The sequence below is a fragment of the Iningainema tapete BLCC-T55 genome (assembly GCF_014698965.1).
Lineage (GTDB): Bacteria > Cyanobacteriota > Cyanobacteriia > Cyanobacteriales > Nostocaceae > Iningainema > Iningainema tapete.
In genome coordinates, this window is the sequence record NZ_JACXAE010000009.1 from 146335 (window position 1) to 168658 (window position 22324).

A 22324-nucleotide genomic window follows, 5' to 3' on the forward strand; every position below is an offset into this window, starting at 1 on the left:
AGCTTTTCTTGGTAACGAAATTTACCAGAAGGTTGACCAAGGGATTGATTTTGGTCATTCCACTTTTCAACCTGCACAAACTCGTAGTTAGCAACACGGATGTGGTAGGTATAATACTTTTTAGGCATAGATGACTGTTTGATGAACTGCACAAACCCAGTAACTCATGCGAAACCGTGATTCTTTAGTAGTACCATGTTTTTTCTACACCGCTGTATTCTTGCATTCCGAACAATTTGAGAAAAGAATAAGAATCCGGTGATCTTATTTCGGTAAAGTTAATGTCCATTTCTCTTTGTCGCCAAGGGCAAACTGACTAGCAGCCTCATTCTTACTTTTTAGCAGATTCTTGAATCTATCTGCCAACTCGCTAAACACATCGCGGATGTCGGCAAAAAGCCAGTCCATATTTGCTTCAGCCCATGCAGTACCTTCTAAATTAATAGATTGACATCCCTTGGGAACTTGGAAGACAATGGCAAATTTGACTGTCACCATTTTCTGGATGACTGGTTCTTCAATGCGCCAGTAACAAGTGGAATTGCCTTCCCCCTGGGCAGTAATTTCAAAGCAACCGACTTCATAAGCATAGTCAGGTATAACAATGAATGCCTTAAACTCGTTCTTACTGGCTATATTAGCTTTGAGATTACCAGGAAGATTGACAATTTCAGCGATTTTAGTTGCATCAACCCCAACACTCCAATCTAGGTTTTCATTTAAACCCAAATCCATGCCAATCCCCCATTTCATCAAAGTTTCCCATTTACTTTGTGGGAAAATGGTTCGGACAATTGGCTCCTGCTCTCCTTTAGGGCTGAAGTCAAGCTGGCAGTATAACCGCCAAAACTGCACTCCTGGTTTAGGACGCAAATCGACGGGAACTGTCATGTAATAGAAGTCAGCATTACGCATCTGTTGCCGATAACTGCTGGTTAATTCAATGCCTATTTCTTTGAAGGTTTCTTCTTTTAGTAATATCAACTTATCTCTAGGGTTGCCAAAGCTAACTTTGGTTTCCTTCAAACTTTGAACCGCTGTTGCACCTATACCTAGTCTTTCGCCACCAGCCAGTGTACCTTCCTTTACTTTCACTTCCTCAAATAAATCTGCCAATAGACTTTCAGCTTCTTGAAGGTTGGGTGGAGTAATTTTCTCAGTCATTACTTTAGCTCCTATATTATCGCCAAAATGCCCGTGCAAACTTTAGTATAGAGAATGATTACATTATTAACTGTATCAGTACTTTGTTAAAAGATGTATTGTTTGAGAAACTGGATTCCTCGTAGGTGGATTTCAACAAATCCACTATTTCTCAAAATTTAGAGGTTTTCAGCGATTCATCTAGTACAGATGGACTGGGGTAGGGAGATAAAGCTTCTTTATCCATAAGCTCTTTAATCTGCTCAAAAATTAAAACCTCATGCTCTTCCTGATTTGTTAGCTTGTCATAATAATAAGAATCAAAAAACCACTGTTCAAATGCCAAAGTTAACAATCCGTTACAGTCTATCTGTAATCTCCAATACTTAGATAGCCTGCCATCAACAATTTCAAATAGAGGCGCAGGATTTTGAATAGGATAATAGGTGTATCTCTCATCACAAATATAGTACCACACTTCTTGCTGCCATTTGTAGAGAGCATATACTGTGTATTCTTTACCAACTATCAATTGAAATTTGGTTTCTTTGGTAAGAAAGACAGCGGGATTGAGGTAATTTTCCGGAATAATCTCTCCTGTATTGGCAATACAACGAATTTTCATAGTCCGATTTCCTCATTGGTTTTTAGGAGATGTTTTGGGATAAGTCCGTTTGATTTTAAATTCAACATCTTGAATAGTCTGAGTATTTCTAAACCAATGGATTTCAATGATTGTCTACTGTTGACGACGTAAGAACAAAGTCAAGTTGACAGAACAACCGACGAAGCCAATAGACTTTCAGCTTCTTGAAGGTTGGGTGGAGTAATTTTCTCAGTTATCATAGCTCCTGTATTATCGCCAAAATGCCTGTGCAAACGTTGGTATAGAGGATGATTACATTATTAACTGTATCAGTACTTGATTAAAAGATGTATTGTTCGAGAAACCCGGTTTCTCACAATTGTTGTAAATTAGAGAAAACAATCTCTCCTCATAATTTGCACTGTGGCAAGAATTATCCTCGAAGTACCTGACGAATCAGAACAACTGGCACTCTTGGGCGATCGCCTCCTTTGAACTCCTTGCTCTCAGTCTTCAGCAACCACCACTTCCTGCTCGTATATATCAATATATTGTCGATTTTCTTGCCAGTAACCCTACTCCAGAACAAATTCTCGCTTTCCGTCCTACTTCGGAAATGCAGCAAAGACTGCAAATACTGAGACGTAACAAAGCTGGAGAACTCACTCCAAAAGAACAAAGAGAACTAGATGAGTATGAGCGAATCGAACATTTGATTGTCATGCTCAAAGCAGGTAGTTAGGGGAAAGAGAAAGATTACGCGATCCAATACTACTCGGATAAGCGAAAATTAGAACCCCGGTTTCTTTAAGAAACCGGGGTTCTGGCATCTCAACAATCCTTAACCGAGCAGTATTGACGCGATCGCTAACCCCCTGAAACTTTATTCCCCGTGTTCATCCGCCTGGAAATAAATGATGCTGTTGGCGAATCATAAATGCCACCCTTCATAGAAGGATTTTTCGTCGTTTCACACGGTTGTAGAGACGTTCCGCCGGAACGTCTCTACGGGGGTTTTTGCACATACAACGAATTATTCCAAATTTAACACACCATTTTTCTTCCCATTATTTTGCAAATAAATATCTCTGGTGGGAAACGGAATTTTAATACCTTCCATCTGATAGCGTTTGTGCAATTTTTTGATAAAAATATGCCTTGCCATGCGTAGGTCAAAAAATTCATTCACTCGGATATAAACTGTAAAGTCTATACTAAAATCATTAAATTTTTGAAATCTAATAAACGGTTCATTTTTGATTAATTGGGGTGCTATTTCCTGCATTACCTCCTTTGCTACCTCGACAGTCACTATTTCAACTTGTTCAAGATCGCTTTCATAATCCACACCCACCTCAATCGTTAAAGTAATTTCCTTAACTGGTAAATGGTAATTAGTAAAAATGCTACTAGCAAGTTTAGAGTTGGGGACAACTATGACGTTATTGGAAAGCTCTTTTATAGTTGTATCTCGCCAAGTAATATCTATTACGTAACCTTCATGACTACCATCTATTTTGACATAATCGCCTGTTCTAACTTGTTTAGAAAGAAGTAAATAAAAACCACAAAACAAATTTGCCAGTGTATCTTGAAGTGCCAAACCTACCGCTAAACCACCAATTCCTAAAGTTGTCAGTATCGGTGTAATTTGAATGCCAACCGTTTGTAATAGGATTAATCCGCCTAAAATCAAAACGATTGTTTTAGCAAGATTAGAAAGTAGTGATGCAGAAAGTCCTTCTTTTCTATAACTATATAATTTAACAAAACCAGCAGTCAGTCTTGCCACGACTAATGTAACTGTAGAGAGAAAAATAATGGTGATGATTTTCTCTAAGACGTTGGCAACACCAGGTTTAAACGGGTAAGTTTGAATTGCCCCATAAAAACCACCAATGACAAACCAAATGAATGTCATCCGGTTCAGGGCTAGCAATAATATTGAACTCCCTGGTAACTTTCTGCTAGCAGCAAATTTTTTCAGTTTGTTGAAGATAACTTTCTCTCCAACTACTCCACCCAGGAAGCCAGCTAGAATAAATACAAGTGACAGAATCAAATCCACCATAGCGATTTTGGATTTTAGATTTTGGATTTAGTAGCACAATTCTATTTTGTGATTTCTCGAAGTAGCTGTTTGAGATTTTCTGGACTTAATGTCACTTTTATTTCTAACTGTTGTGTGGTATCCTTGAGGGAAAGAATGAAGTTTTGTCCTGATTGATTGTATGAGTATTGCGGATTGATGATGGAAATTGTTTGATAGGTGTGCGATCGCAACCCTACACGAATCACCAGTTCTTTTTGTGATTGGGGAAAAATGTACAAATGCTGGTGAATGTTATCTAAGATTAGTTGGTGGGGTGTAGTGTTCCTTTCTTGAGGAGAATCAGGTTTACGCCAGTAGAGAGTAATCCCACGAAGTTCAGGGTTAGCTAATACAAACACTTCATCAAACCGTTGTGGCTCCCAGTCAAGTTTGTCTAATTCTCCGAGTGAGTTGATTCGCTGTTGCCAAGTTATTTCTTTGCCACTCAGGTTTGCCCACCATTCGCGGATGATAGCGAGTTTATTAGGATTTTCCGGATTACCGCTACCTTGTTGCCAGACAATTTTCTGTTCCATCATGGTAAAAAAGTATCTTGTAGGGTGCGTTAATGTAGTGTAACGCACCATCATCAATGGTGTACTGAATTGCTTTTGGCAGAGCCAAAACGAATGCATTCCCAGGCTCAGCCTGGGAACGAGTTAATGCTCTGCGCTGTGGTTCAAAATTAAAACATGGACTTGCCCATAGTTTACCACCCCAATTACGTTGCACCCCTACCCGAAGGTCATCGCTTCCCGATGCCAAAGTTTCGGCTACTCTATGAATTGCTGTTAGCTGATGGGGTGGCGCATCCTGAACAATTTCATACTCCCCAACTTCCACCACAAGATTTGATAGAGTTAGTTCACACTCCAGATTACGTTCAAGCTTACTGTGAAGGAACTCTCGACGCCAAGGCGCAGCGGCGTATCGGTTTACCGTGGAGCCCAGAACTGGTGAATCGTACTTGTGTGGCAGTGGGTGGTACAATTCTTACCAGTATTCTGGCACTCAATTGCGGTTTAGCTTGTAATACTGCTGGTGGTACTCATCACGCTTTTCCTCATTATGGATCGGGTTTTTGTATTTTTAACGATTTAGCGATCGCTTCTCGTGTCTTGCAAAAACTCGCGCTTGTGCAGAAAATTCTGATTGTAGATTTGGATGTGCATCAAGGAGATGGTACAGCTTATATCTTCCAACACGATGACAGTGTTTTCACTTTCTCAATGCACTGCGAAGTCAATTTTCCTGGTACTAAGCAAAAAAGCGATTTGGATGTTCCCTTACCACTAGGGATGGAAGATGATGCTTACCTGCAAACTTTAGCTAGTTACTTACCAGATTTGTTGTCAGATGTCAAGCCAGATTTAGTGCTGTACGATGCGGGTGTAGATCCTCATGTGGGCGATCGCCTGGGAAAATTAGCTTTAACTGACACTGGCATCTTCCGTCGGGAAATGCAGGTTTTGAGTACTTGTGTTGCTGCTGGCTACCCCGTCGCCTGCGTCATCGGTGGCGGGTACGCTGATGATTTAAAATCCCTAGTTTGGCGTCATTCCCTCGTGCATCGTGCGGCGAATGAAATTTATCGGCAGTATCGCCTAATGTAGAAAGGATTCCCTATAGCGACACTACAGTTTCAGCAGCTTTTCCGGCATTACGGGGGCGAAGATGTAAGGTAATTTCAGTATCGAGTCGCTTGAGGAAGAGGAGTAATTTACCCTCGCTGAACCGTTGAAACTCCCCTTTCATCAAATGGGATACTTCTGGCTGTGGAATGCCGAGAAGCTCACTAATTTCGCGCTGTTTCAAGTTACGTTGTTTCAGTAGTCGCAGTACCTGAATCCCTATCTTGCCACGAGTAAAAAGCTCATCCGCATCCTCCAAGCCAAGATCGGCAAATACGTTACCGCTGCTTTCTTCAAAAACGGTTTCTTCTGTCATGGTTGTTGCTCCCTTGCTAGCGCATCCTTATAACGTTGTTTAATTAGGTCAACGTCAGGTTGTGGGGTTTTAATACCCTGCTTCGATTTCTTCTGAAAAGCGTGCAGGACATAGACCGAGTCCCCAATCTTGACAGCGTAAACCGCCCTGTAAGTATCGGTGTCGTAGCGTTTGACAATTTCATACACTCCACTTCCAACCCCTTTAAAAGGCTTGGCATCGATTGGTGTTTCCCCTGCTTGCACCAATTGCAGCGCATAGCCTACTGCTTTTTGCACTTCTTGAGGAAACTCACGGATATTCTTGCGAGAGTCTCCCATCCAGACAAGAGGGCGCAAAGACACCTCTGGAGTATCTTCACTATCAGTCATGATATATGAAATTTCCTATAAAAACAAGTCAGCACAATAGCACAAATCTTTCTTTTTATGTAAACCCAACTGTATATGCAGAATTTCGTTGCCGGCGATACAATTTAAGAATATAGACCGAGGAGAACAGGGTGGTGCTATTAAAAGGTTTTGAAATTGAAATGTACACGGGTACACCTCAAGGTGAGATCGTGGGTCTATCCGATCAGATTGTCGCATCATTAGATGGATTTGTGCGAGAACCAGATAGTCGAAATGTGGAATATGTAACTGAACCCTTCCACGATTACGATCAACTATTATGTGCCTTACTGCGCCCTCGGTTTGTTTTGCGCAATTATCTTCAGCAATTGGGCGATTACACCATAATTCCCGGCAGTACCCTTTCTACAGGTGGTAGCGATCGCTTTTTTCGTTCCAATCCCAATAGCCCCTATCACGACTATATCGAACAAACCTACGGTACCAAAGTAGTCACCGCTAGTGTTCATATTAATGTCGGTATTAGCGATCCGGAATTATTGATGCGGGCTTGTCGGATTATTAGATTAGAAGCGCCTTTGTTCCTCGCTTTAAGTGCTTCTTCCCCCTTCTTAGATGGTAAAGCTACTGGCTATCACTCTACTCGGTGGGGCGTTTTCCCGCAAACACCAACGCATGTGCCATTATTTGCTAGCCACGCCCACCATATTCAATGGGTACAAGAGCAGTTAGAAAAAGGGACAATGCAAAATGTTCGTCATTTGTGGACGTCAGTACGTCCTAATGGTGACAATCGCCCTTACAATTTAAATCGTTTGGAATTGCGAATTTGCGATTTAGTTACAGATCCCATTGCTTTGCTTGCGATTAGTGCTTTACTAGAGGCGCGGTTATTGCAAATCATTGCCAATCCCACTATAGACCCTCTTTCACAAAGTATCTTTTCCCCTGACGAATTAATTTCCCTTACTGCTCTTAACGAAGCCGCAGCAGCAAAATTAAGTCTTGACGCTCAACTTCAACGTTGGCAAGATGGTCGATATATATCTGCTAGAGACTGGATTAGTGAGATGATGGTTGAGGTTTGGGGAATTGCCAAACAAAACGGGTTTAGTTGTTTCCTTTCTCCTTTACAAAAAATCTTGCGTGAAGGCAACGAAGCTCAACAATGGTTACGGCTGCATTCTCTTGGCATTAGTACAAGCCAAGTAATTACTCAAGCCATTAGTACCACTCATGAGCGCGAAGCAGAACTAGAAGACAAATTGTGTTCGTATAAGCAAGCTTAAACTAAGCTTGACAGTTTTGACAAGATCGGCGATCGCCTTTTTTTGTCAATTCAATTATTTGACATAAAAATTAACATTTCTTAATAATGTTTCCCTAAACGATAAAATTGAGAGTTTGGGAAACATTTTGCTGTTTTAAATTTCTAATCAATCTAAAAAAAAGTGAATTATTAAAAAAAACTATAGATTACCTCTAACTAATGGTAGATTTGAAATTTTGCTACGCTAAATTGATTGCCAGTAGACAGGTAATCCGCAAATGCCGCAAGTAGTTTTAGTTAATCCGCTGATTCCTCCCAATACAGGAAATATTGGTCGTACTTGTGCAGCTACGGGTACAGAGTTACACTTGGTAGGACCGTTGGGGTTTGAAATCAGCGATCGCTATCTGAAAAGAGCAGGATTAGATTACTGGCCATATGTAAAGCTGCATTATCACGAATCGTGGGAAGCATTCAAAGCCGAACATCAATTACGTGGGGGAAGAACGCTAGGATTCAGCGTTAGAGGTAGTTGTAGTTATGTGGACTTTCAGTTTCGTGACGATGACTGGCTATTATTTGGCAGTGAAACTACTGGCTTACCATTAGAAATTGTCACAGGTTGTGATGCGACGCTTTACATACCCATGAGTGAACCAGGAGTGCGGAGCTTAAATCTGTCTGTAAGTGTAGCAGTGGGGCTATTTGAAGCTCGTCGCCAGTTAGGCTATTTACAGTAGAGTGGGCATTTCAAGGCTGAAATCACATCCAAAATCAAACCGGATTCCCATATCAAGGAAAAGTAAGTTTTGTGAATAATTGATGAAGAGAAAGAATTTTTTCTTTTCAGTAGTACCACTGCTATTTACTATACAGTATAGTAGAACCTAAAGCATATTCTCACCAAAAATACTGATAAATATGGATGAAGTAATATAAGAAATTCATATATAAGATTTGAAAGAGTTGTGAAATTGAATGATAGATTTTCATAAACCTAGCTTGTGCTAATTCTAGGAACAAAAGTCTTAAAGTACAGTCATATTGGACATTTGGGCTTTGTTGTTCCGGGTTTAAGTTTTACAAAGGTGCAACAATCCCAGCGAGTTATTACGGTTGTTTTTTGGGGAATAATCAACGTAAAGTCTCGTCTTGGGAAATCGGATTAGATGAAAAAACGCTGAAAATATCACTATACGGGTACAACGTACAAAGAAAAACGTTGCAGTGCAACACTGGCAAACAGTCTCAGTAAACTTGGGAAAACAACTGTAAAGACGGAAACATCTTTAGGGTGTGAGGAGTGGAACAGAAAAATTAAGTACAAAAATTTAAGATTTATAAATTGGTATGAACTTGTCTAAATAGCCAAAATCAAGTTAATCTTGCCTAAGTATCTCTGGTAGGTGTGATCTTGATCTATTGTTCGTAGTGATCTAAATCATTGACTAGTATCAGATTGAAAAACTTGTTATTCAATTAAGCCAAGCGTGATCATTAGGAGGTCGTCTTTGAAACGAGCATTGAAGAAAAAAGAGAAAGCTGTGCTAGAAAACACTCTCAGCGAAGATGCCCATATGGAGCCATCCCTCAATCCACGGGTTAACCGCCTAATGCCAACAAAAGTAGCCATGATTGGCTTAGCCATCTCAATGGGAGCAACCAGTCTACTGGTTACTCGACAAAGCGATGGAGCCATAGCAGCAGAAACTGTAGGCAATCAAAATGCCGCCTCGACAATTCCGACGAACGATTCAGAATTACAACTGAATCAAGCAACGCCAGTTGTTAAACCAGAAAATGCTGCCATAGTCGAACCAACAGCAGTTTCACAAGTGCCAGGGCTGGCGGCTCAATGGCAAGTCGAGGCAAATAAAGAAGCTCGAATGCTTTCAAACAAACTAACAGCCTCGAAATCCACTGAAGTAAAAGAACTGAGCCATGAGGATAAAACCAATGTGTCACAGTTCAAAAACAACAAAAATCTGGGATTTACAGGCAATCAAAGCGTTCTTGCTGACTCAAATCCAGCACAAGCAGGCACAGTTAGTAATCCAATCAATGTTCAACTAAAAGCACAGCAAGAGTTTGCGCTCTCCAGCTTACAGCAAAAGTCGAATCGTTTGAGAGCAACTCTAGCTGAGTCACGGCAGAAGGAAAACCAAGATGAGTTACCAAAGGTAACGCCAATGATGCCGATGACTACTGTGGAAAAAACTAGTCAAATCCCACAGCAATCACAACCCAGTACGAGCAGAACAAAGTTAGTGTCAAGGTTGAAGCAGAGGTATCTAGCTCAACCAGCGCCTCTTGCCTCAGCCACACCAGTGACATCAGTGGATAATGCCACAAGCACACCAATAGCTGATGCTACAGAAGAAACACAAGCAGTTACAGCTAGTAGCTATGGTACAGTATCAGAACTAATCAAGGCAAACAGTCAAGGGAATCCGCAACTGCCAAGCAGTCAAACGCAAATCCCTGCAACTGCCACAAGAGTTGGCACTGTTACCCAAATGCCTTTGACAAGTAACTCCAATGTTGTTACCCCCTCAGCGACTGTTGATATCAACAACACAAGCACAAAAACTGAACACAGCAGTGTTAGTGTTTCAACACCAATCAGCACAAATACTCAATTTAAACCAGTCACAGAACCAACTGCCGCTGCAAATGCGCCGACATTGGCAACAACACCAGAAGTATCTCACGGTATAGGTGGTGATAGCCCAATTCCACCAGCATTAACTCAGCAGTTAGTAGCACAACAAGGTGCTACGGTGAAAAAGACGAAACTGAAAAACCAACGTCTACGCAGCTTACAAGCAGAAATTGAAAGACTACGGGAAAAGTACCGCACTCAACAGTCAGGAAGTTCCTCTGGTAACGTAGTTGTGTCAGAAGGTATTCAAAGGAATGATGAAGCTATTAACAATTCTAGCGTAACCATTCCCGTTCCCAGTTTAAATAATCAGCCAGTACCGATTTCGGTTCCCAAACCGATGTACGAGTACAGTAAGCCTTCTAGCCGTTCCCGTACAAATCAAAATACTGAAGAACCAATTAATCCAGAATACTTACCCAACCGTACTACTGTCACAATACCTGCTCGGAATGTAGATGCTTCACAATCCCTGAGCACTATGCGCGGCACTCCAGTCGCTCCAGATTTACCACCTCTGGCAGCAGTGGATAGATATTTACCTAGACCAATTGATGAGACAACAGCATCTACCGGAAGTTATATTTGGCCCGCAAAAGGTGTCCTGACTTCCGGCTACGGCTGGCGTTGGGGAAGAATGCACAAGGGCATTGATATTGCCGGTCCCACAGGTACACCAATTTACGCGGCAGCTGATGGTGTGGTGGAAAAAGCTGGATGGAATAGTGGTGGTTATGGCAATCTAGTAGATATCCGCCATCCTGATGGCTCCTTGACTCGTTATGGTCATAACAGTAAAGTTATGGTACAAGTGGGTCAACAAGTACGCCAAGGCGAAACCATCGCCGCAATGGGTAGCACAGGCTTCAGCACCGGCCCTCATAGCCACTTTGAAATCCATCCCTCAGGTCAAGGAGCAGTTAACCCCATAGCTTTGTTACCACAACCACGCATTTAGTTACTGGCTGTCGCACCTAAATGGCTGTCAAGAGTGGAGTTTCGTCTACACTCTAGTTAATCTCAAAATAATTTTATGTAGGGGTAGCCAAGCACGAAATTATTGTGCTAAATTTAGAAGCGACAGCATTTGTTGTGGCTCAGTAGCTCAGTTGGTTAGAGCACGGGACTCATAAGCCTGGGGTCGTTGGTTCAAATCCGACCTGAGCCATGAAAAAGGATTGAGAATTCAGAAAACAGAATTCAGAATTCTCAATATTTAATCAACAAAGTGGCGCAAAACTTCAGCAACAGAGCAAGCTTGTGCGATCGCACCTCTGGGTGTATGTGGCTCATCACCATCAAAAATCTGGGAAATTGAGTCAAGACAAGCTTCAGCAAGAAAATGATTCAGCAGTCTTTGCCAATCGAAGGGTAATGGTTCATCAGCATAGAAACGCTGCCACGCACGAACAAAAGGACCAATCAGCCAACACCACACAGTACCTTGATGATAAGCGCGATCGCGTTGAATAGAATCACCCACGTATTTACCTACATACTCTCGATCGCTCGGAGCTAAACTGCGCAAACCATAAGGAGTAAGCAAACTAGTCACAGCTTTAGTGAGTATTTGACGCCCCTGGTGTTGAGAAAACCCACAATGTGAGAATGAAAGCGCCAAAACTGCATTGGGGCGAATTTGGGTATTACGATAATCATCAGGGTCAATAGTATCGTACAAGTAGCCAAGATCGGAATTCCAAAACTTTTGCAACGAGGCTTTCACTTGTTGTGCATGTTGGGTATAGCGCTGCGCTTGTTTAATCAAACGTGCCGAATCAGCCACGGCTTGGTATTCGCTCAAAATTTCTGCCCATCGACTTGCCCAACACAAAGCCGAATACCACAAAGCATTAATTTCCACTGGCTTACCACGACGAGGAGTCACGGGCTGCCCCTCTACTACCGCATCCATCCAAGTGAGGGCTAAACCACGCGCAAACCCACTCACCAGCCCATCAATTGAATCAACCTGGATATTATATCTTGTGCCACCAATCAAAGCTTTATATATTTGCTGTACTATGGGGTATTGCTCGATTAAAAACTGCCAATCTTGGGTAGCTTCTAAGTAAAGTCCCAAAGTTTCAATCCACCATAATGACGCATCCATATTGTTGTAAAACGGTTCACCAATCGCAGGTTCGGCATTAGGAATTAAACCATAGCGGCATGAAGCTCCCAAAGTTCGCAGCAATCCCTTTGCCAAGTCAAAGCGTTGTGGAACCAGAGCTAGTCCAGGTAAAGCAATTAGGGTATCCCGTCCTATATCATTGAACCAGTGATAACCAGCAATGATGCGAGGCTCGGTAGATGAGGTGATGATAAATTGATCTGCCGCTTTTAGTAGTTTTTGGCAGATTGAAGAGTAGGGGAGTTTGTGAGTAGGGGAGTTTGTGAGTTTGTGAGTAGGGGAGATGGAAAATTTTTGTTCTCCTGTTTTTGCCAGTTCTCCTGCTTGTTTGTCTTGAAACTGCTTTCTCAAAAGCGAAGCCTGTGCAAAAATATCACAAAGCCTTACATGCTCTGTTTCCATCACTTCTGCAAAAGCTTCTTCTGTGAGAATGGACAATCTTTCTGGAAAACCCACCCTTGCTTCTAGAGTAACTGCGTCTCCTGGTTTAAGATTAATTGTCAAGTATCCAGGGCTATAAAGGTCTTCTTCGTCGCTTAATCCCCGGTTGGTTTCTTCTGGTAAACTGTAATTCCAGTACCATACTGGGTCGATTTGATATTTTCCTTTACTCCAACGTAAGTGCCAAGGTGTACCAAAATTACCAGAATTGATCGCTTGTAAACAAACTTGCTGTTGCCCCAGCATTTGTGAAAAATGCAATTGCCCAGTTGCTTTTTGTGGATGGTGTAAATCGCGATCGCCAATCAGCAGTCGTAACCTTAAAATCGCTGCATCAAAGCCTTCATAGCGGTACTGAATTAACAGACTATGACAAAATTGGGCATTACTGTGATTACTCTGTTGCCCTTTGCCCCTTGCCCCTTGCCCTATTCCCGTATAAGGCATGATCATTTGCCTGCTTAATTGCCACTCTTGATCGCCCCAAATCCATTTCGTTCCTTTGTGAATATCAAAACAGCGCAGCAGTTGATACCCTGTTGGCTCAATTTGACCACCACCCCAAATATTTGTTCCTAACGCTAAAATTTGCGCCGGGAGTTCTAAGCTGGCTTCTAGGTGCGAAAATAGCAAAGTGCGCCCAGAAGAGGAATTTGTCGCACCAAATAGCCAGCCGTGATAAGTCCGAGTACGGACATCACAAACTGTTCCACTGGCAAAACTACCCAAGCCGTTGGTAAGCACCCATTCTCTTGTATCTAAATCAACCATTGACTACTCAAAATCGTTATGACTATGATATAGTCGTAACAGATCGTAATTAAACTGTGATGGCGCAGACGGTGAGTGAGAACTGACCTGAACCCACCACGACGCTGATGGATATAAGTTGAAGGAGAATTAAGTTAATGCCCCTCACTTACTCAACAGAAGGATGCCTCCGTGTAGGTCAACAGGCTCCTGACTTCACAGCAACTGCTGTATTTGATCAGGAGTTTAAGAATCTTAAACTTTCCGACTATCGCGGTAAGTATGTCATCCTGTTTTTCTATCCCTTAGACTTTACCTTTGTTTGCCCTACCGAAATCACAGCCTTTAGCGATCGCTACGAAGAATTTAAAAATATTAACACCGAAATCCTTGGTGTTTCTGTTGATAGCGAGTTTTCTCACTTAGCTTGGATTCAAACAGATCGCAAGTCTGGTGGTGTAGGCGACCTTAATTATCCCCTAGTTTCTGACATTAGAAAAGAAATTAGCGCCGCTTACAACGTTCTCGATCCAGCTGCTGGTGTTGCTTTGCGTGGCTTGTTCATTATCGATAAAGATGGTGTGATCCAGCACGCTACAATCAACAACCTAGCTTTTGGACGCAACGTTGATGAAACCTTACGGACATTAAAAGCCATTCAGTACGTCCAGTCTCACCCTGACGAGGTTTGCCCCGCAGGTTGGCAGCCTGGTGACGCCACAATGGTTCCCGATCCGGTTAAGTCTAAAGTCTACTTTGCTGCTGTCTAGTACTTCAGTTTTTCAGATGCTCTCAGATTCCCGACTTCTTGAAGAAGTCGGGAATTTTGCAGTTTAAACTTTAACTTTTGCCAAGTTTTATGTTAACTTCAAGTGATTTTAGCGGCTTACTTAATGAGCGTTTCCTCCGCAATTTTATTCCCGTACCAGCAACAAATATGTTGCGTTTGGGAGAGGTAACACCGGGTTTTAACCTCCCAGAGATTAAGACTGGAACAAAAGTAAAATTATCTGATTATCAAGGCAAGCAACCTGTGTTACTTGCCTTGACGCGGATTTTTACAGAAAAGCAATACTGCCCCTTCTGCTTTCCTCATATTAAAGCTTTGAATGAGAACTACGAGCAGTTTAAAAATCGGGGAATTGAAGTTTTGATGATTACTAGTACTGACGAAAGGCAAAGTAAAATAGTGGCGAGGGATTTAAATTTAAAAATGCCTTTGCTTAGCGATCCAAGTTGTCGTACTTTTCGCGCCTATGAAGTAGGACAGGCACTAGGAGCGCCTTTGCCAGGACAATTTGTATTAGATCAAGAAGGCAAACTTCGTTATAAACATTTATTTTCTTTCCTCGACCATAACGCCAGCGTTGAAACACTTTTAGAACAATTTAATAGATTATATAGCAATCATATTTGAGTTACAAACGCTGGCGATGAGAAACCCGGTAACTTTTACGAAACCGGGTTTCTCATAATTACAACTTAATTTGCTGTAAATTACTGCGGGGATTAAAAGTACGTATAGCGCGAATTTTTTCATAGTATTCCCGTTCTTCGGGACTGAGATCTTTTGGTGGTGCGATCGCGATCTTGACTAACTGATCGCCGCGTCCCCCTCTAGCTTGAGGCCATCCTTTACCACGTAAGCGTAAAGATTGACCAGAACGTACACCAACCGGGATTTTCACATTAACCATACCATCAGGTGTAGGTACATCAATAGTGGCTCCTAACACTGCTTCATCTGGTGCGATCGCTACTTCACAAACTAAGTTATCGCCTTCAAATTGGAAAAATGAGTGAGGTTGAAGTTCAACCTTTAAATACAAATCACCCCGTTGTTTCGTCAAAGGATTTAGTTGTCCTTTACCGCGCACCCGCAAACGACTTCCGGTTTTTGCACCCGCAGGGATGCGAACATCAATTACTTCGTTCCCTAAATTAAGGTGTTTTTGTACACCATTAAATGCTTCAGCATAAGTGAGAGTAATTGTGGCTTCGCTATCTTGGGCAGCACCAGCAGCGACATCTTGAAAACCAAAATCACTAAAGTTACTAAAATTACCTGTTGCACCTGTATTTGTACGGTAAGAGTAAGTTTGTCTTGTACCTTTAGTATTTCCGCCAAAACGTCCTAGTAATTCATTGATAAATTCATCAAAACTACCATACTCACTGAAATCAAAACCACCCACATTGACACCAGCACTCCCCGGAAAGCCTTCAGATGCCTGTTTCCAGTATTGACCAAATTGGTCGTATTTTTTCCGCTTATCAGGATCTGATAAGACTTCATATGCTTCGTTAACTTCCTTAAAACGTGCTTCTGCTTGTTTATTGTTGGGGTTAACGTCAGGGTGATACTTACGCGCTAGTTTACGAAAAGCTTGTTTAATTTCTTCTGGAGTGGCAGTCTTAGTAACTCCCAATATTGCGTAGTAGTCTTTGAAGTCGGTTGTAGCCATCTACCAGCCTCCTCTATAAATTACATTAAAGATAATAGCTAATGGTTAATCAAAATTAGCCGTTAGCAATTAACATCCTACTTGTACATATAAACTCTGATCTTAAGTTATCAAATAAGAAATTAAATAAGTGTGCGGTTATTGCTGATGCTGTCAGCGCAATTTCCGTACTCCTGTTCTGAACTACAGATGATTAGGTCTATTCCTTCTTCTATTCTAGGAGGAGCATCACGTAGTTGACGGTGCATCCGAAAAATAACGTCCTCTGGCACTTGACGTTTTCGCTTTTTGTTGCGTGCCAAACACAACCATATAGGAGTATTTAGCCAAAGGGCAATAATTTCTGTAAAACCTGATTCGCGGGCTAGAGCAATTGTTTCACGACGATAATCCCGCCGAGTGTTGGTGGCATCATATATTACTCCATTACCTGATAAAATGGCTTGCTGAAATTGCCGTTCAACTTCCTGCCCAATCAGCAGCCACGATCCTTTAATCGCTTCATTGCCAAACAGTTGTCCCCGGATAGTATCGGTAGAAATTAACCGTAGCTGGGGACATTCTGCCAGCAATTTTTTTGCTAATGTTGTCTTACCACTACCAGGAAGTCCAATTAAGAGAATCAGTTTAGTCATTTTATTGACCATCAGATCCCCGACTTCGTAAAAGTTGTCGGGAATCTAGTTCTAAATTATCGTTCCATCATTAATGACAGCATTTTTTAACACGACGACAATACCACTGCGGATGTAAAAGCCTTGACTTTCGCGCTCGGCTTCTTGAACATTATCTTTATTGATAATTTTCACATCACAGCCTATATGGGCGTTTTTGTCAACTATTGCACCACGAATGGTAGTATTAGCACCGATACCTAAGGGTACGTCCTTGTGTGTACAGTCAGATTGACGTTCAGCAAATGGTTGATAGTAATCTGCGCCCATGACTAGAGAATCCTGAATGACGCAGCCTGCCTCAACACGCGATCGCACACCCAACACAGAATGTTCAATGCGGCATTTCTTCAGAATACAACCTTCACCAATCATTGATTCTTTAATTTCACAATCTAGCAGTTTGCTGGGAGGTAAGTAACGAGCGCGAGTATAAATTGGCGCATCTTCGTTATAGAAACTAAAAGGTGGTGTAGGTTGCTGAGTTAATGCCAAATTTGCATGATAAAATGCCTCGATTGTTCCAATATCTTCCCAGTAATCATTAAATAGGTAGGCTTGAACGTTGTAATCCTTTGCTGATTCGGGAATAATTTCTTTACCAAAATCAGTTCTGTGTGAAGATTCTTTCAGCAACTTAATCAAAACATCTTTTTTAAAGACATAAATCCCCATTGAGGCAATATAGGGCTGCTCTTGGGCTTGTTCTGGTGACAATCCCAGTACAGTAGTATCGACAGCCATTTTCTTTAAAGCTTCACCTTTCGGCTTTTCGCTGAAGTCGATCACCCTACCTTCGCCATCAATTTTCATTAAACCAAAGTCAGAAGCGCGGCGTTCGTCAATCGGGATCACCGAGAGAGTCATATCTGCCCCTGTTTCCCGGTGGCGACGGATAAAATCACGGTAGTCCATGCGGTACAAGTGATCTCCAGAAAGGATCAGATATTCTTCTACATCCCATTCTTCCAACAGCCACAGGTACTGGCGAACTGCATCAGCTGTACCTTGGAACCAACTGAGGTTTTCTGGGGTTTGCTGTGCAGCTAGGACTTCGACAAAACCTTCTGTAAAGCCAGCAAAGCTGTAGGTACGAGCAATGTGACGATTCAGAGAAGCTGAGTTAAATTGGGTGAGAACGTATATTTTGAATATTTCGGAGTTAATACAGTTACTGACGGGGATATCGATGAGGCGATACTTTCCCGCCACTGGTACTGCTGGTTTAGCGCGTAACTTGGTTAACGGATAAAGCCGAGTTCCTGCACCGCCACCAAGAATGATTCCTAGAACATTTTTCACAACAATTTCTCCCTACTGCCTTTCAGCTCTCACCTACAAGTTTAGGACTGTGTGAGATCGCTTTCTAGGGGGGGAGGGTAGATTTTGCCCAGATCAGTTGGGAATATGCTTTTTGTATAGCAGTGGCGATCGCGCTTTCTGGTAGCGCTTGCTCAATTTTACATATATATATCATTATTATAAGTGTCAAATTGTCATCTAACTTGCGATATATATAGCCCTATTCTCGCTCGGCTAATAAGATGCCAATTTGGCAACACAACTGGGTGAAAATATATTTACCTTATGAGGAAATTAGCTTTGATGAAGGGTTGTGAGATTAGCTTTCTCTACTGCCGTCATATCTGCCTATCTTCATGTTTGCTGCACCTTTATCAAGGAATTTCTGCTAAATTCTCGGAGTCTCTATGAGTTTATCCAATCCCGCTTCAACTCCACAGCATTCTTACACTGCAAAAGATCTTCAAGTATGGCTGGCGTCTTTTCTTGCTGAAGTACTCGGACTCCAACCAGTGGAGATAGACATTCAAGCACCTTTTGACAGCTACGGTTTGGATTCAGCACAGATTATGATCGTGGCTCATAAAGTAGGGAATTTGCTAGGATTTCAGTTGTCTCCCCTGCTAGTATGGCATTATCCCACTATTGAATCGCTTTCTCAGCGTTTAGCCGAAGAATTGGGTGTGGAAACAGAACTTTTTCAAATTTAACAACAGGGATTAGAGATTAGGGATTAGGTATTGGGGATTGGGAAGATCCAGTTCCCAGTTCCCAGTTCCCAGTCCCCAGTCCCCAGTCCCCAATACAAAGAGATTGCAAAAAGTATGAATACATCGGAAATTTTGGCAACTCTCACGCAACAGTCTGTACAGATTTGGGTTGAGAATGACACACTAAATATCCGTTCTCCCAAAGGAATATTAACACCAGATATACAGGCAGAAATAGTTGCACACAAGCCAGAAATTATGGCATTTCTACGTCAGAGTAATGTGACCATAAGTTCTCATCCACCATCGCCAAATCACGAATTAAGTTTACAAACAATCGGTCGTTTAATTGGGGAAGTAGGCGATCAATTAAATTCAGAATGTAAGCAACCAATTATCGATCCTAAACTGATGGCGCAAAGGCTTGCTGTCACCTTTAGACCTGTACCAAATAAATACAAAAATGAAGAAATACTCACATTTAGAGAAGAACTAAAACAGAAGCTCCTCTCATATGGAGTGAAAATTTTACCATGGGAACAAGCTACAACAGAATTTCGTTATGAAATTAATATTCCGTTTTTAAATTGGAAAAAAGGAATCAAAACCAGAGTAGTAAAATCTAGTATAAACGCTGTCATAGATGTAGATAGAGTACCTTCTATAGTTACTCAATTTAATCAATTTATAGCCGAGAGATTATATCAAATCTATTCCTTTTTTATTGGAAAAAATCAAAAAGTCTCAGTTGCGAGAATTGGTCAGTTAATTGGTTGGGCTGAAGATTGTGCTGTAAAATATATTGAAAATCTAACAAATACTCAAGTAATTGTACTCACGGAATTAGATAACGAGTTTGTTAATTCCGATTCCTATCAACAGAAGATAAAGATTGGTTTGAATACTCTCATCAGGACATTTTCCGAAATTGTGATTGGAGTGTCTCATACCAATTTTTCTATTCTGAATATGAATCTTTCCGATTCTGTATTTTCTAGAAATGAGATAGATAGTTTTGTTTTAAATTCACTTATTCCCAAGGTTTACGTTCCCATATTACCTTTGCCATTGAGCAAATTTAAAATAGAACAATTCGACTCTCGCCAATCCAGTTATGCACAAAAACTAGTTAGCTTGGGTAATCAGCTTGCCGAAACCAATCTCTTTCCTTCTGGTACTTCGCTCAGCGAGTTGATTAAAAGAAAGTCCTATAGAGATATCGTCAACGTCATCGTAAATGGTAGAACAGGTGTCTCTTATGGTTTTGTTGCTTATGCAGAGCCACCACATTACGTTGGAGAAGTGGAGATAACTGATAGGGATTGGGAAGAGCTATCTCCTGTTGAAGGATTTAATCGTGATGAAGTACGCCAAAATGTCATAGGTAGACGGTATTTAAAAACTAAGATCGGAACTGAATATAGATTTAAGCAAATTCCCGATATCTGGATTTTAAGTGCTCGTTCTGGCTCAAATAAAACCAACTTGAGTCTGGACGACATAGTGAGAATTGGTTTAACAGAGAGGTTATTGTTACAGTTACCGCTCTTAGTCGATCCTCAAGTAGTAGATATCAAGCCTTCCTATGATGTGTATGTTATGTTGGGAATAGCTTTATCTACAGCTTTATATGCACCAGATTTAATTAGAAATGGTTTACCAATGATCCATTTCCACGGATACCCAAATGTTCAGTGGTTTCAGGAGAATGAACATTATGCTGGAGTTAATAATCCTTCAGTGCCTTGTGGAACCTATGAATCAGGAGTATTCAATTTTTTGAGTATTTATAACTTGGTACAACAAGGCAAAAATATTACTTTAGCTAGTTTGATAGAACCAGATCATGGCACGAATATCATCGCCAATGATATGGAATATTTAATTGAAAGAGTAAAGACTGGTTGTCAAAAAGGAGAAATTGAACTAGGTGGAAAACATTTTGCTTCTCTTAAGGCAAAGATAACTTCATGATTGCTAACAGAAAACTAGGACGTGTCGAGCAAGCGATGGAAATCTTAAATCGCTGTGCTAAAACCTGGAATGTAGTCACTATTAGTCGGATCAAGGGACCTCTGAATGAGAAAATGGTCAGACAGTCCCTAGATATAATTCAACAACGTCACCCCCGTCTTAATTCTCTGATTGTTGGCTCTCCTAATCATCTCCGCTTTCAAACTGAAGGGACACCCAAGATTGCTTTGCGTGTGGTGAAACACAATTGCCATTGGCAAGAAGTTGCTCGTGAAGAACTGAACGAGCAAATTGATACAAGTATTGGTTTGCTGCGAGCTGTGCTTGTTCAAATATCAAGTGAAGACTATGTAAGTTACTTGATTACAACAGCGCACCACGCGGTTTCGGATGCATTATCGTGCGTTCGACTTCACTCGGAAATATTGGTTTACTGTGATCAAATTGCCTCTGGTGAGTTAATCAATTCAGTGGATAGCTTAAAAGCGCTTCCACCTATTGAGGAACTACTACCCAAATGGACAAAGGGTTTTAGAGGTAGGTTAAGTGGGGTGCTTCTGTTGTTACGGCTTGGGTTTTACAAAATTTGGCATCGATCGCAAACACTAGGTTTTGAAAAGTATGCACCCATTATAAAGCGTAGTTGTGGCTTGGTTCACAGACAACTTGACCCAGAGTTAACTCAACAGCTAGTAAATTGTTGCAGGCAAGAAAATACTACAGTGCAGAGTGCTTTGTGTGCTGCATTGATGTTGACAGTAGCAAGAAAAATAGCGCCATGTAAGAGAAAAGATGTCCGAATGACTTGCCTGTCATATTTTGATTTGAGGAAACGTCTTGAACCTGCGATCACCGATGAACACATGGGTGTGTTTGCTTCGTCTATAATGGGTTTTCACACCGTATATGCTAATACATCATTCTGGGAATTAGCTCGGAATGTGAAACAACATCTTGAAGCTGTGACAAAACACAGCGATATTTTTAAGATGATATTGGTGTCGAAGGAGTTGATCGAATTTTGTCTCGCTTTTCCCAATCAAGTTCCTGCCACTGTATCTGTCTCTAATATTGGCAAAGTAAATATACCAAAAGTTTACGGCTCTTTTGAACTAGAAGAAATCAGTTACGCTGGTTCTAATTCTTTGTATGCAGGTGTTTTCGCTACGAATGTTTCCACTTTTCAGGGAAAGATGCTGTTGAATTTTGTTTTTTCTCAGCCTTCAATCAGTCAAGATACGATGGAAACTCTTGTGAATAATGTTGTGTCTTGTATTATTGAAGTTTGCGATTTAAAGGTTAATCTACAACTTCTTGAAGTATCTGGCGATCGGTAACAACCCGAAACCCAGCTTTTCATAAGTATAACGTGCCGGGGCATGACCGGGATCACCGCCGGTTTCTACCATCGCCACAGACATCCCAGCAACTTTCATCCAATCAAGAGCAAATTCCATCAGAGCTGTGCCAATGCCTCGACGTTGATAGTCTGGATCGACGGCGATCATGTAAACTTCTCCCATACTGCTTTCTGAGTGGAGTTTCACGGCGACAAAACCTACGGTTGAACCAGAGTCTCGCGCCACCCACACTTTTGTATCTGCTGCATTACATACGGACTCAACAGCTTGAAGCTGGCTTACACGCCAACCGTCTGGATAGAATGAGCGGTACACGTCCAAGTCTATCGCTTTCTGAATCGAATCAAATACGGGAGTCCATGCCCGAATTGAAAGGTTCTTGATGGCATCAAGTTGACTATCTTCGTATGGTTCAATTTGCATTTCGGTATGGACTCCAGTTAGCATTTGTGTAATGCGA

21 protein-coding genes and 1 tRNA gene are annotated in these 22324 nt (G+C 41.5%); 11 read left to right on the forward strand and 11 right to left on the reverse strand.

The genetic code is table 11. The features are described from left to right. Positions 1-264: 264 nt before the first annotated feature. Both ICL16_RS01495 and ICL16_RS01500 read right to left on the reverse strand, forming a co-directional pair. A complete protein-coding gene (locus ICL16_RS01495; protein ID WP_190825118.1) occupies positions 265-1164 on the reverse strand; it encodes a hypothetical protein in 900 nt (299 codons plus the stop codon). A 151-nt stretch (positions 1165-1315) separates the two neighbouring features. After that, a complete protein-coding gene (locus tag ICL16_RS01500; RefSeq protein WP_190825119.1) occupies positions 1316-1768 on the reverse strand; it encodes a hypothetical protein in 453 nt (150 codons plus the stop codon). 577 nt (positions 1769-2345) lie between these two features. On the opposite strand from ICL16_RS01500, the gene ICL16_RS46620 reads away from it, so the two are divergent. After that, positions 2346-2471, forward strand: coding sequence for a hypothetical protein (locus ICL16_RS46620; RefSeq protein WP_273038043.1), 126 nt, complete (start codon positions 2346-2348; stop codon positions 2469-2471). 291 nt (positions 2472-2762) lie between these two features. On the opposite strand, the gene ICL16_RS01510 is transcribed toward ICL16_RS46620, so the two are convergent. Further along, on the reverse strand, positions 2763-3800 hold the full coding sequence (locus tag ICL16_RS01510; protein WP_190825120.1) for a mechanosensitive ion channel family protein: 1038 nt from the start codon (positions 3798-3800) through the stop codon (positions 2763-2765). Positions 3801-3841: 41 nt separating this feature from the next. After that, a complete protein-coding gene (locus ICL16_RS01515) occupies positions 3842-4360 on the reverse strand; it encodes a hypothetical protein (RefSeq protein WP_238360539.1) in 519 nt (172 codons plus the stop codon). A gap of 153 nt (positions 4361-4513) precedes the next feature. Here ICL16_RS01515 and ICL16_RS01520 point away from each other — a divergent pair, with 153 nt between their 5' ends. Then, the gene (locus ICL16_RS01520) at positions 4514-5434 is read left to right on the forward strand and encodes a histone deacetylase family protein (RefSeq protein ID WP_190825121.1); all 921 of its coding nucleotides are present in this window, start codon (positions 4514-4516) and stop codon (positions 5432-5434) included. A 10-nt stretch (positions 5435-5444) separates the two neighbouring features. Here ICL16_RS01520 and ICL16_RS01525 read toward each other — a convergent pair whose 3' ends face one another. Together ICL16_RS01525 and ICL16_RS01530 are read right to left on the reverse strand one after the other, a co-directional pair. After that, positions 5445-5768 carry a helix-turn-helix domain-containing protein gene (locus ICL16_RS01525; protein WP_190825122.1) on the reverse strand — a complete coding sequence of 108 codons (324 nt, stop codon included), beginning with the start codon at positions 5766-5768 and terminating at the stop codon, positions 5445-5447. Next, positions 5765-6139: a type II toxin-antitoxin system RelE/ParE family toxin gene (locus ICL16_RS01530; protein WP_190825123.1), complete on the reverse strand. Its 375-nt coding sequence runs from the start codon at positions 6137-6139 to the stop codon at positions 5765-5767. Before ICL16_RS01530 ends, ICL16_RS01525 begins: the two co-directional genes overlap by 4 nt. A gap of 131 nt (positions 6140-6270) precedes the next feature. On the opposite strand from ICL16_RS01530, the gene gshA reads away from it, so the two are divergent. The 4 genes from gshA to ICL16_RS01550 all read left to right on the forward strand — a co-directional run bounded on the left by gshA (position 6271) and on the right by ICL16_RS01550 (position 11221). Continuing rightward, positions 6271-7410, forward strand: coding sequence for a glutamate--cysteine ligase (gene gshA, locus ICL16_RS01535; RefSeq protein WP_190825124.1), 1140 nt, complete (start codon positions 6271-6273; stop codon positions 7408-7410). A gap of 259 nt (positions 7411-7669) precedes the next feature. Further along, on the forward strand, positions 7670-8131 hold the full coding sequence (locus ICL16_RS01540; protein WP_190825125.1) for a tRNA (cytidine(34)-2'-O)-methyltransferase: 462 nt from the start codon (positions 7670-7672) through the stop codon (positions 8129-8131). 771 nt (positions 8132-8902) lie between these two features. After that, positions 8903-11011: a peptidoglycan DD-metalloendopeptidase family protein gene (locus tag ICL16_RS01545; protein WP_190825126.1), complete on the forward strand. Its 2109-nt coding sequence runs from the start codon at positions 8903-8905 to the stop codon at positions 11009-11011. A gap of 136 nt (positions 11012-11147) precedes the next feature. Beyond that, positions 11148-11221: transfer RNA gene (locus ICL16_RS01550), tRNA-Met, on the forward strand. A gap of 48 nt (positions 11222-11269) precedes the next feature. Here ICL16_RS01550 and ICL16_RS01555 read toward each other — a convergent pair. Further along, entirely contained in the window at positions 11270-13399 is a 2130-nt protein-coding gene (locus ICL16_RS01555; protein WP_190825127.1) for an amylo-alpha-1,6-glucosidase, read from the reverse strand. A gap of 137 nt (positions 13400-13536) precedes the next feature. Between ICL16_RS01555 and ICL16_RS01560 the strand changes: the two genes are divergently transcribed. Further along, positions 13537-14148: a peroxiredoxin gene (locus tag ICL16_RS01560; RefSeq protein ID WP_190825128.1), complete on the forward strand. Its 612-nt coding sequence runs from the start codon at positions 13537-13539 to the stop codon at positions 14146-14148. 89 nt (positions 14149-14237) lie between these two features. Then, positions 14238-14795 (forward strand): peroxiredoxin family protein, encoded by a 558-nt coding sequence (locus ICL16_RS01565; RefSeq protein WP_190825129.1) that lies wholly within the window; start codon positions 14238-14240, stop codon positions 14793-14795. A 58-nt stretch (positions 14796-14853) separates the two neighbouring features. On the opposite strand, the gene ICL16_RS01570 is transcribed toward ICL16_RS01565, so the two are convergent. The 3 genes from ICL16_RS01570 to ICL16_RS01580 form a co-directional block, all read right to left on the reverse strand. Beyond that, positions 14854-15843, reverse strand: coding sequence for a DnaJ C-terminal domain-containing protein (locus tag ICL16_RS01570; protein WP_190825130.1), 990 nt, complete (start codon positions 15841-15843; stop codon positions 14854-14856). Positions 15844-15965: 122 nt separating this feature from the next. Then, the gene (locus ICL16_RS01575) at positions 15966-16478 is read right to left on the reverse strand and encodes an AAA family ATPase (RefSeq protein ID WP_190825131.1); all 513 of its coding nucleotides are present in this window, start codon (positions 16476-16478) and stop codon (positions 15966-15968) included. Between the two features lie 51 nt (positions 16479-16529). Beyond that, positions 16530-17819 (reverse strand): glucose-1-phosphate adenylyltransferase, encoded by a 1290-nt coding sequence (locus ICL16_RS01580; protein WP_190825132.1) that lies wholly within the window; start codon positions 17817-17819, stop codon positions 16530-16532. 407 nt (positions 17820-18226) lie between these two features. Here ICL16_RS01580 and ICL16_RS01585 point away from each other — a divergent pair, with 407 nt between their 5' ends. The 3 genes from ICL16_RS01585 (at position 18227) to ICL16_RS01595 (ending at position 21840) form a co-directional block, all read left to right on the forward strand. Continuing rightward, positions 18227-18529 (forward strand): acyl carrier protein, encoded by a 303-nt coding sequence (locus tag ICL16_RS01585; protein WP_190825133.1) that lies wholly within the window; start codon positions 18227-18229, stop codon positions 18527-18529. A gap of 114 nt (positions 18530-18643) precedes the next feature. Next, complete coding sequence (locus ICL16_RS01590) at positions 18644-20503, forward strand: TubC N-terminal docking domain-related protein (RefSeq protein WP_190825134.1); 1860 nt, start codon at positions 18644-18646, stop codon at positions 20501-20503. After that, positions 20500-21840 carry a phthiocerol/phthiodiolone dimycocerosyl transferase family protein gene (locus ICL16_RS01595; protein ID WP_190825135.1) on the forward strand — a complete coding sequence of 447 codons (1341 nt, stop codon included), beginning with the start codon at positions 20500-20502 and terminating at the stop codon, positions 21838-21840. The genes ICL16_RS01590 and ICL16_RS01595 overlap by 4 nt, the downstream gene beginning before the upstream one ends. Here ICL16_RS01595 and ICL16_RS01600 read toward each other — a convergent pair. Then, positions 21808-22287 carry a GNAT family N-acetyltransferase gene (locus tag ICL16_RS01600; protein ID WP_190825136.1) on the reverse strand — a complete coding sequence of 160 codons (480 nt, stop codon included), beginning with the start codon at positions 22285-22287 and terminating at the stop codon, positions 21808-21810. The two genes, ICL16_RS01595 and ICL16_RS01600, sit on opposite strands and share 33 nt — an antisense overlap. Between the last annotated feature and the right edge of the window lie 37 nt (positions 22288-22324).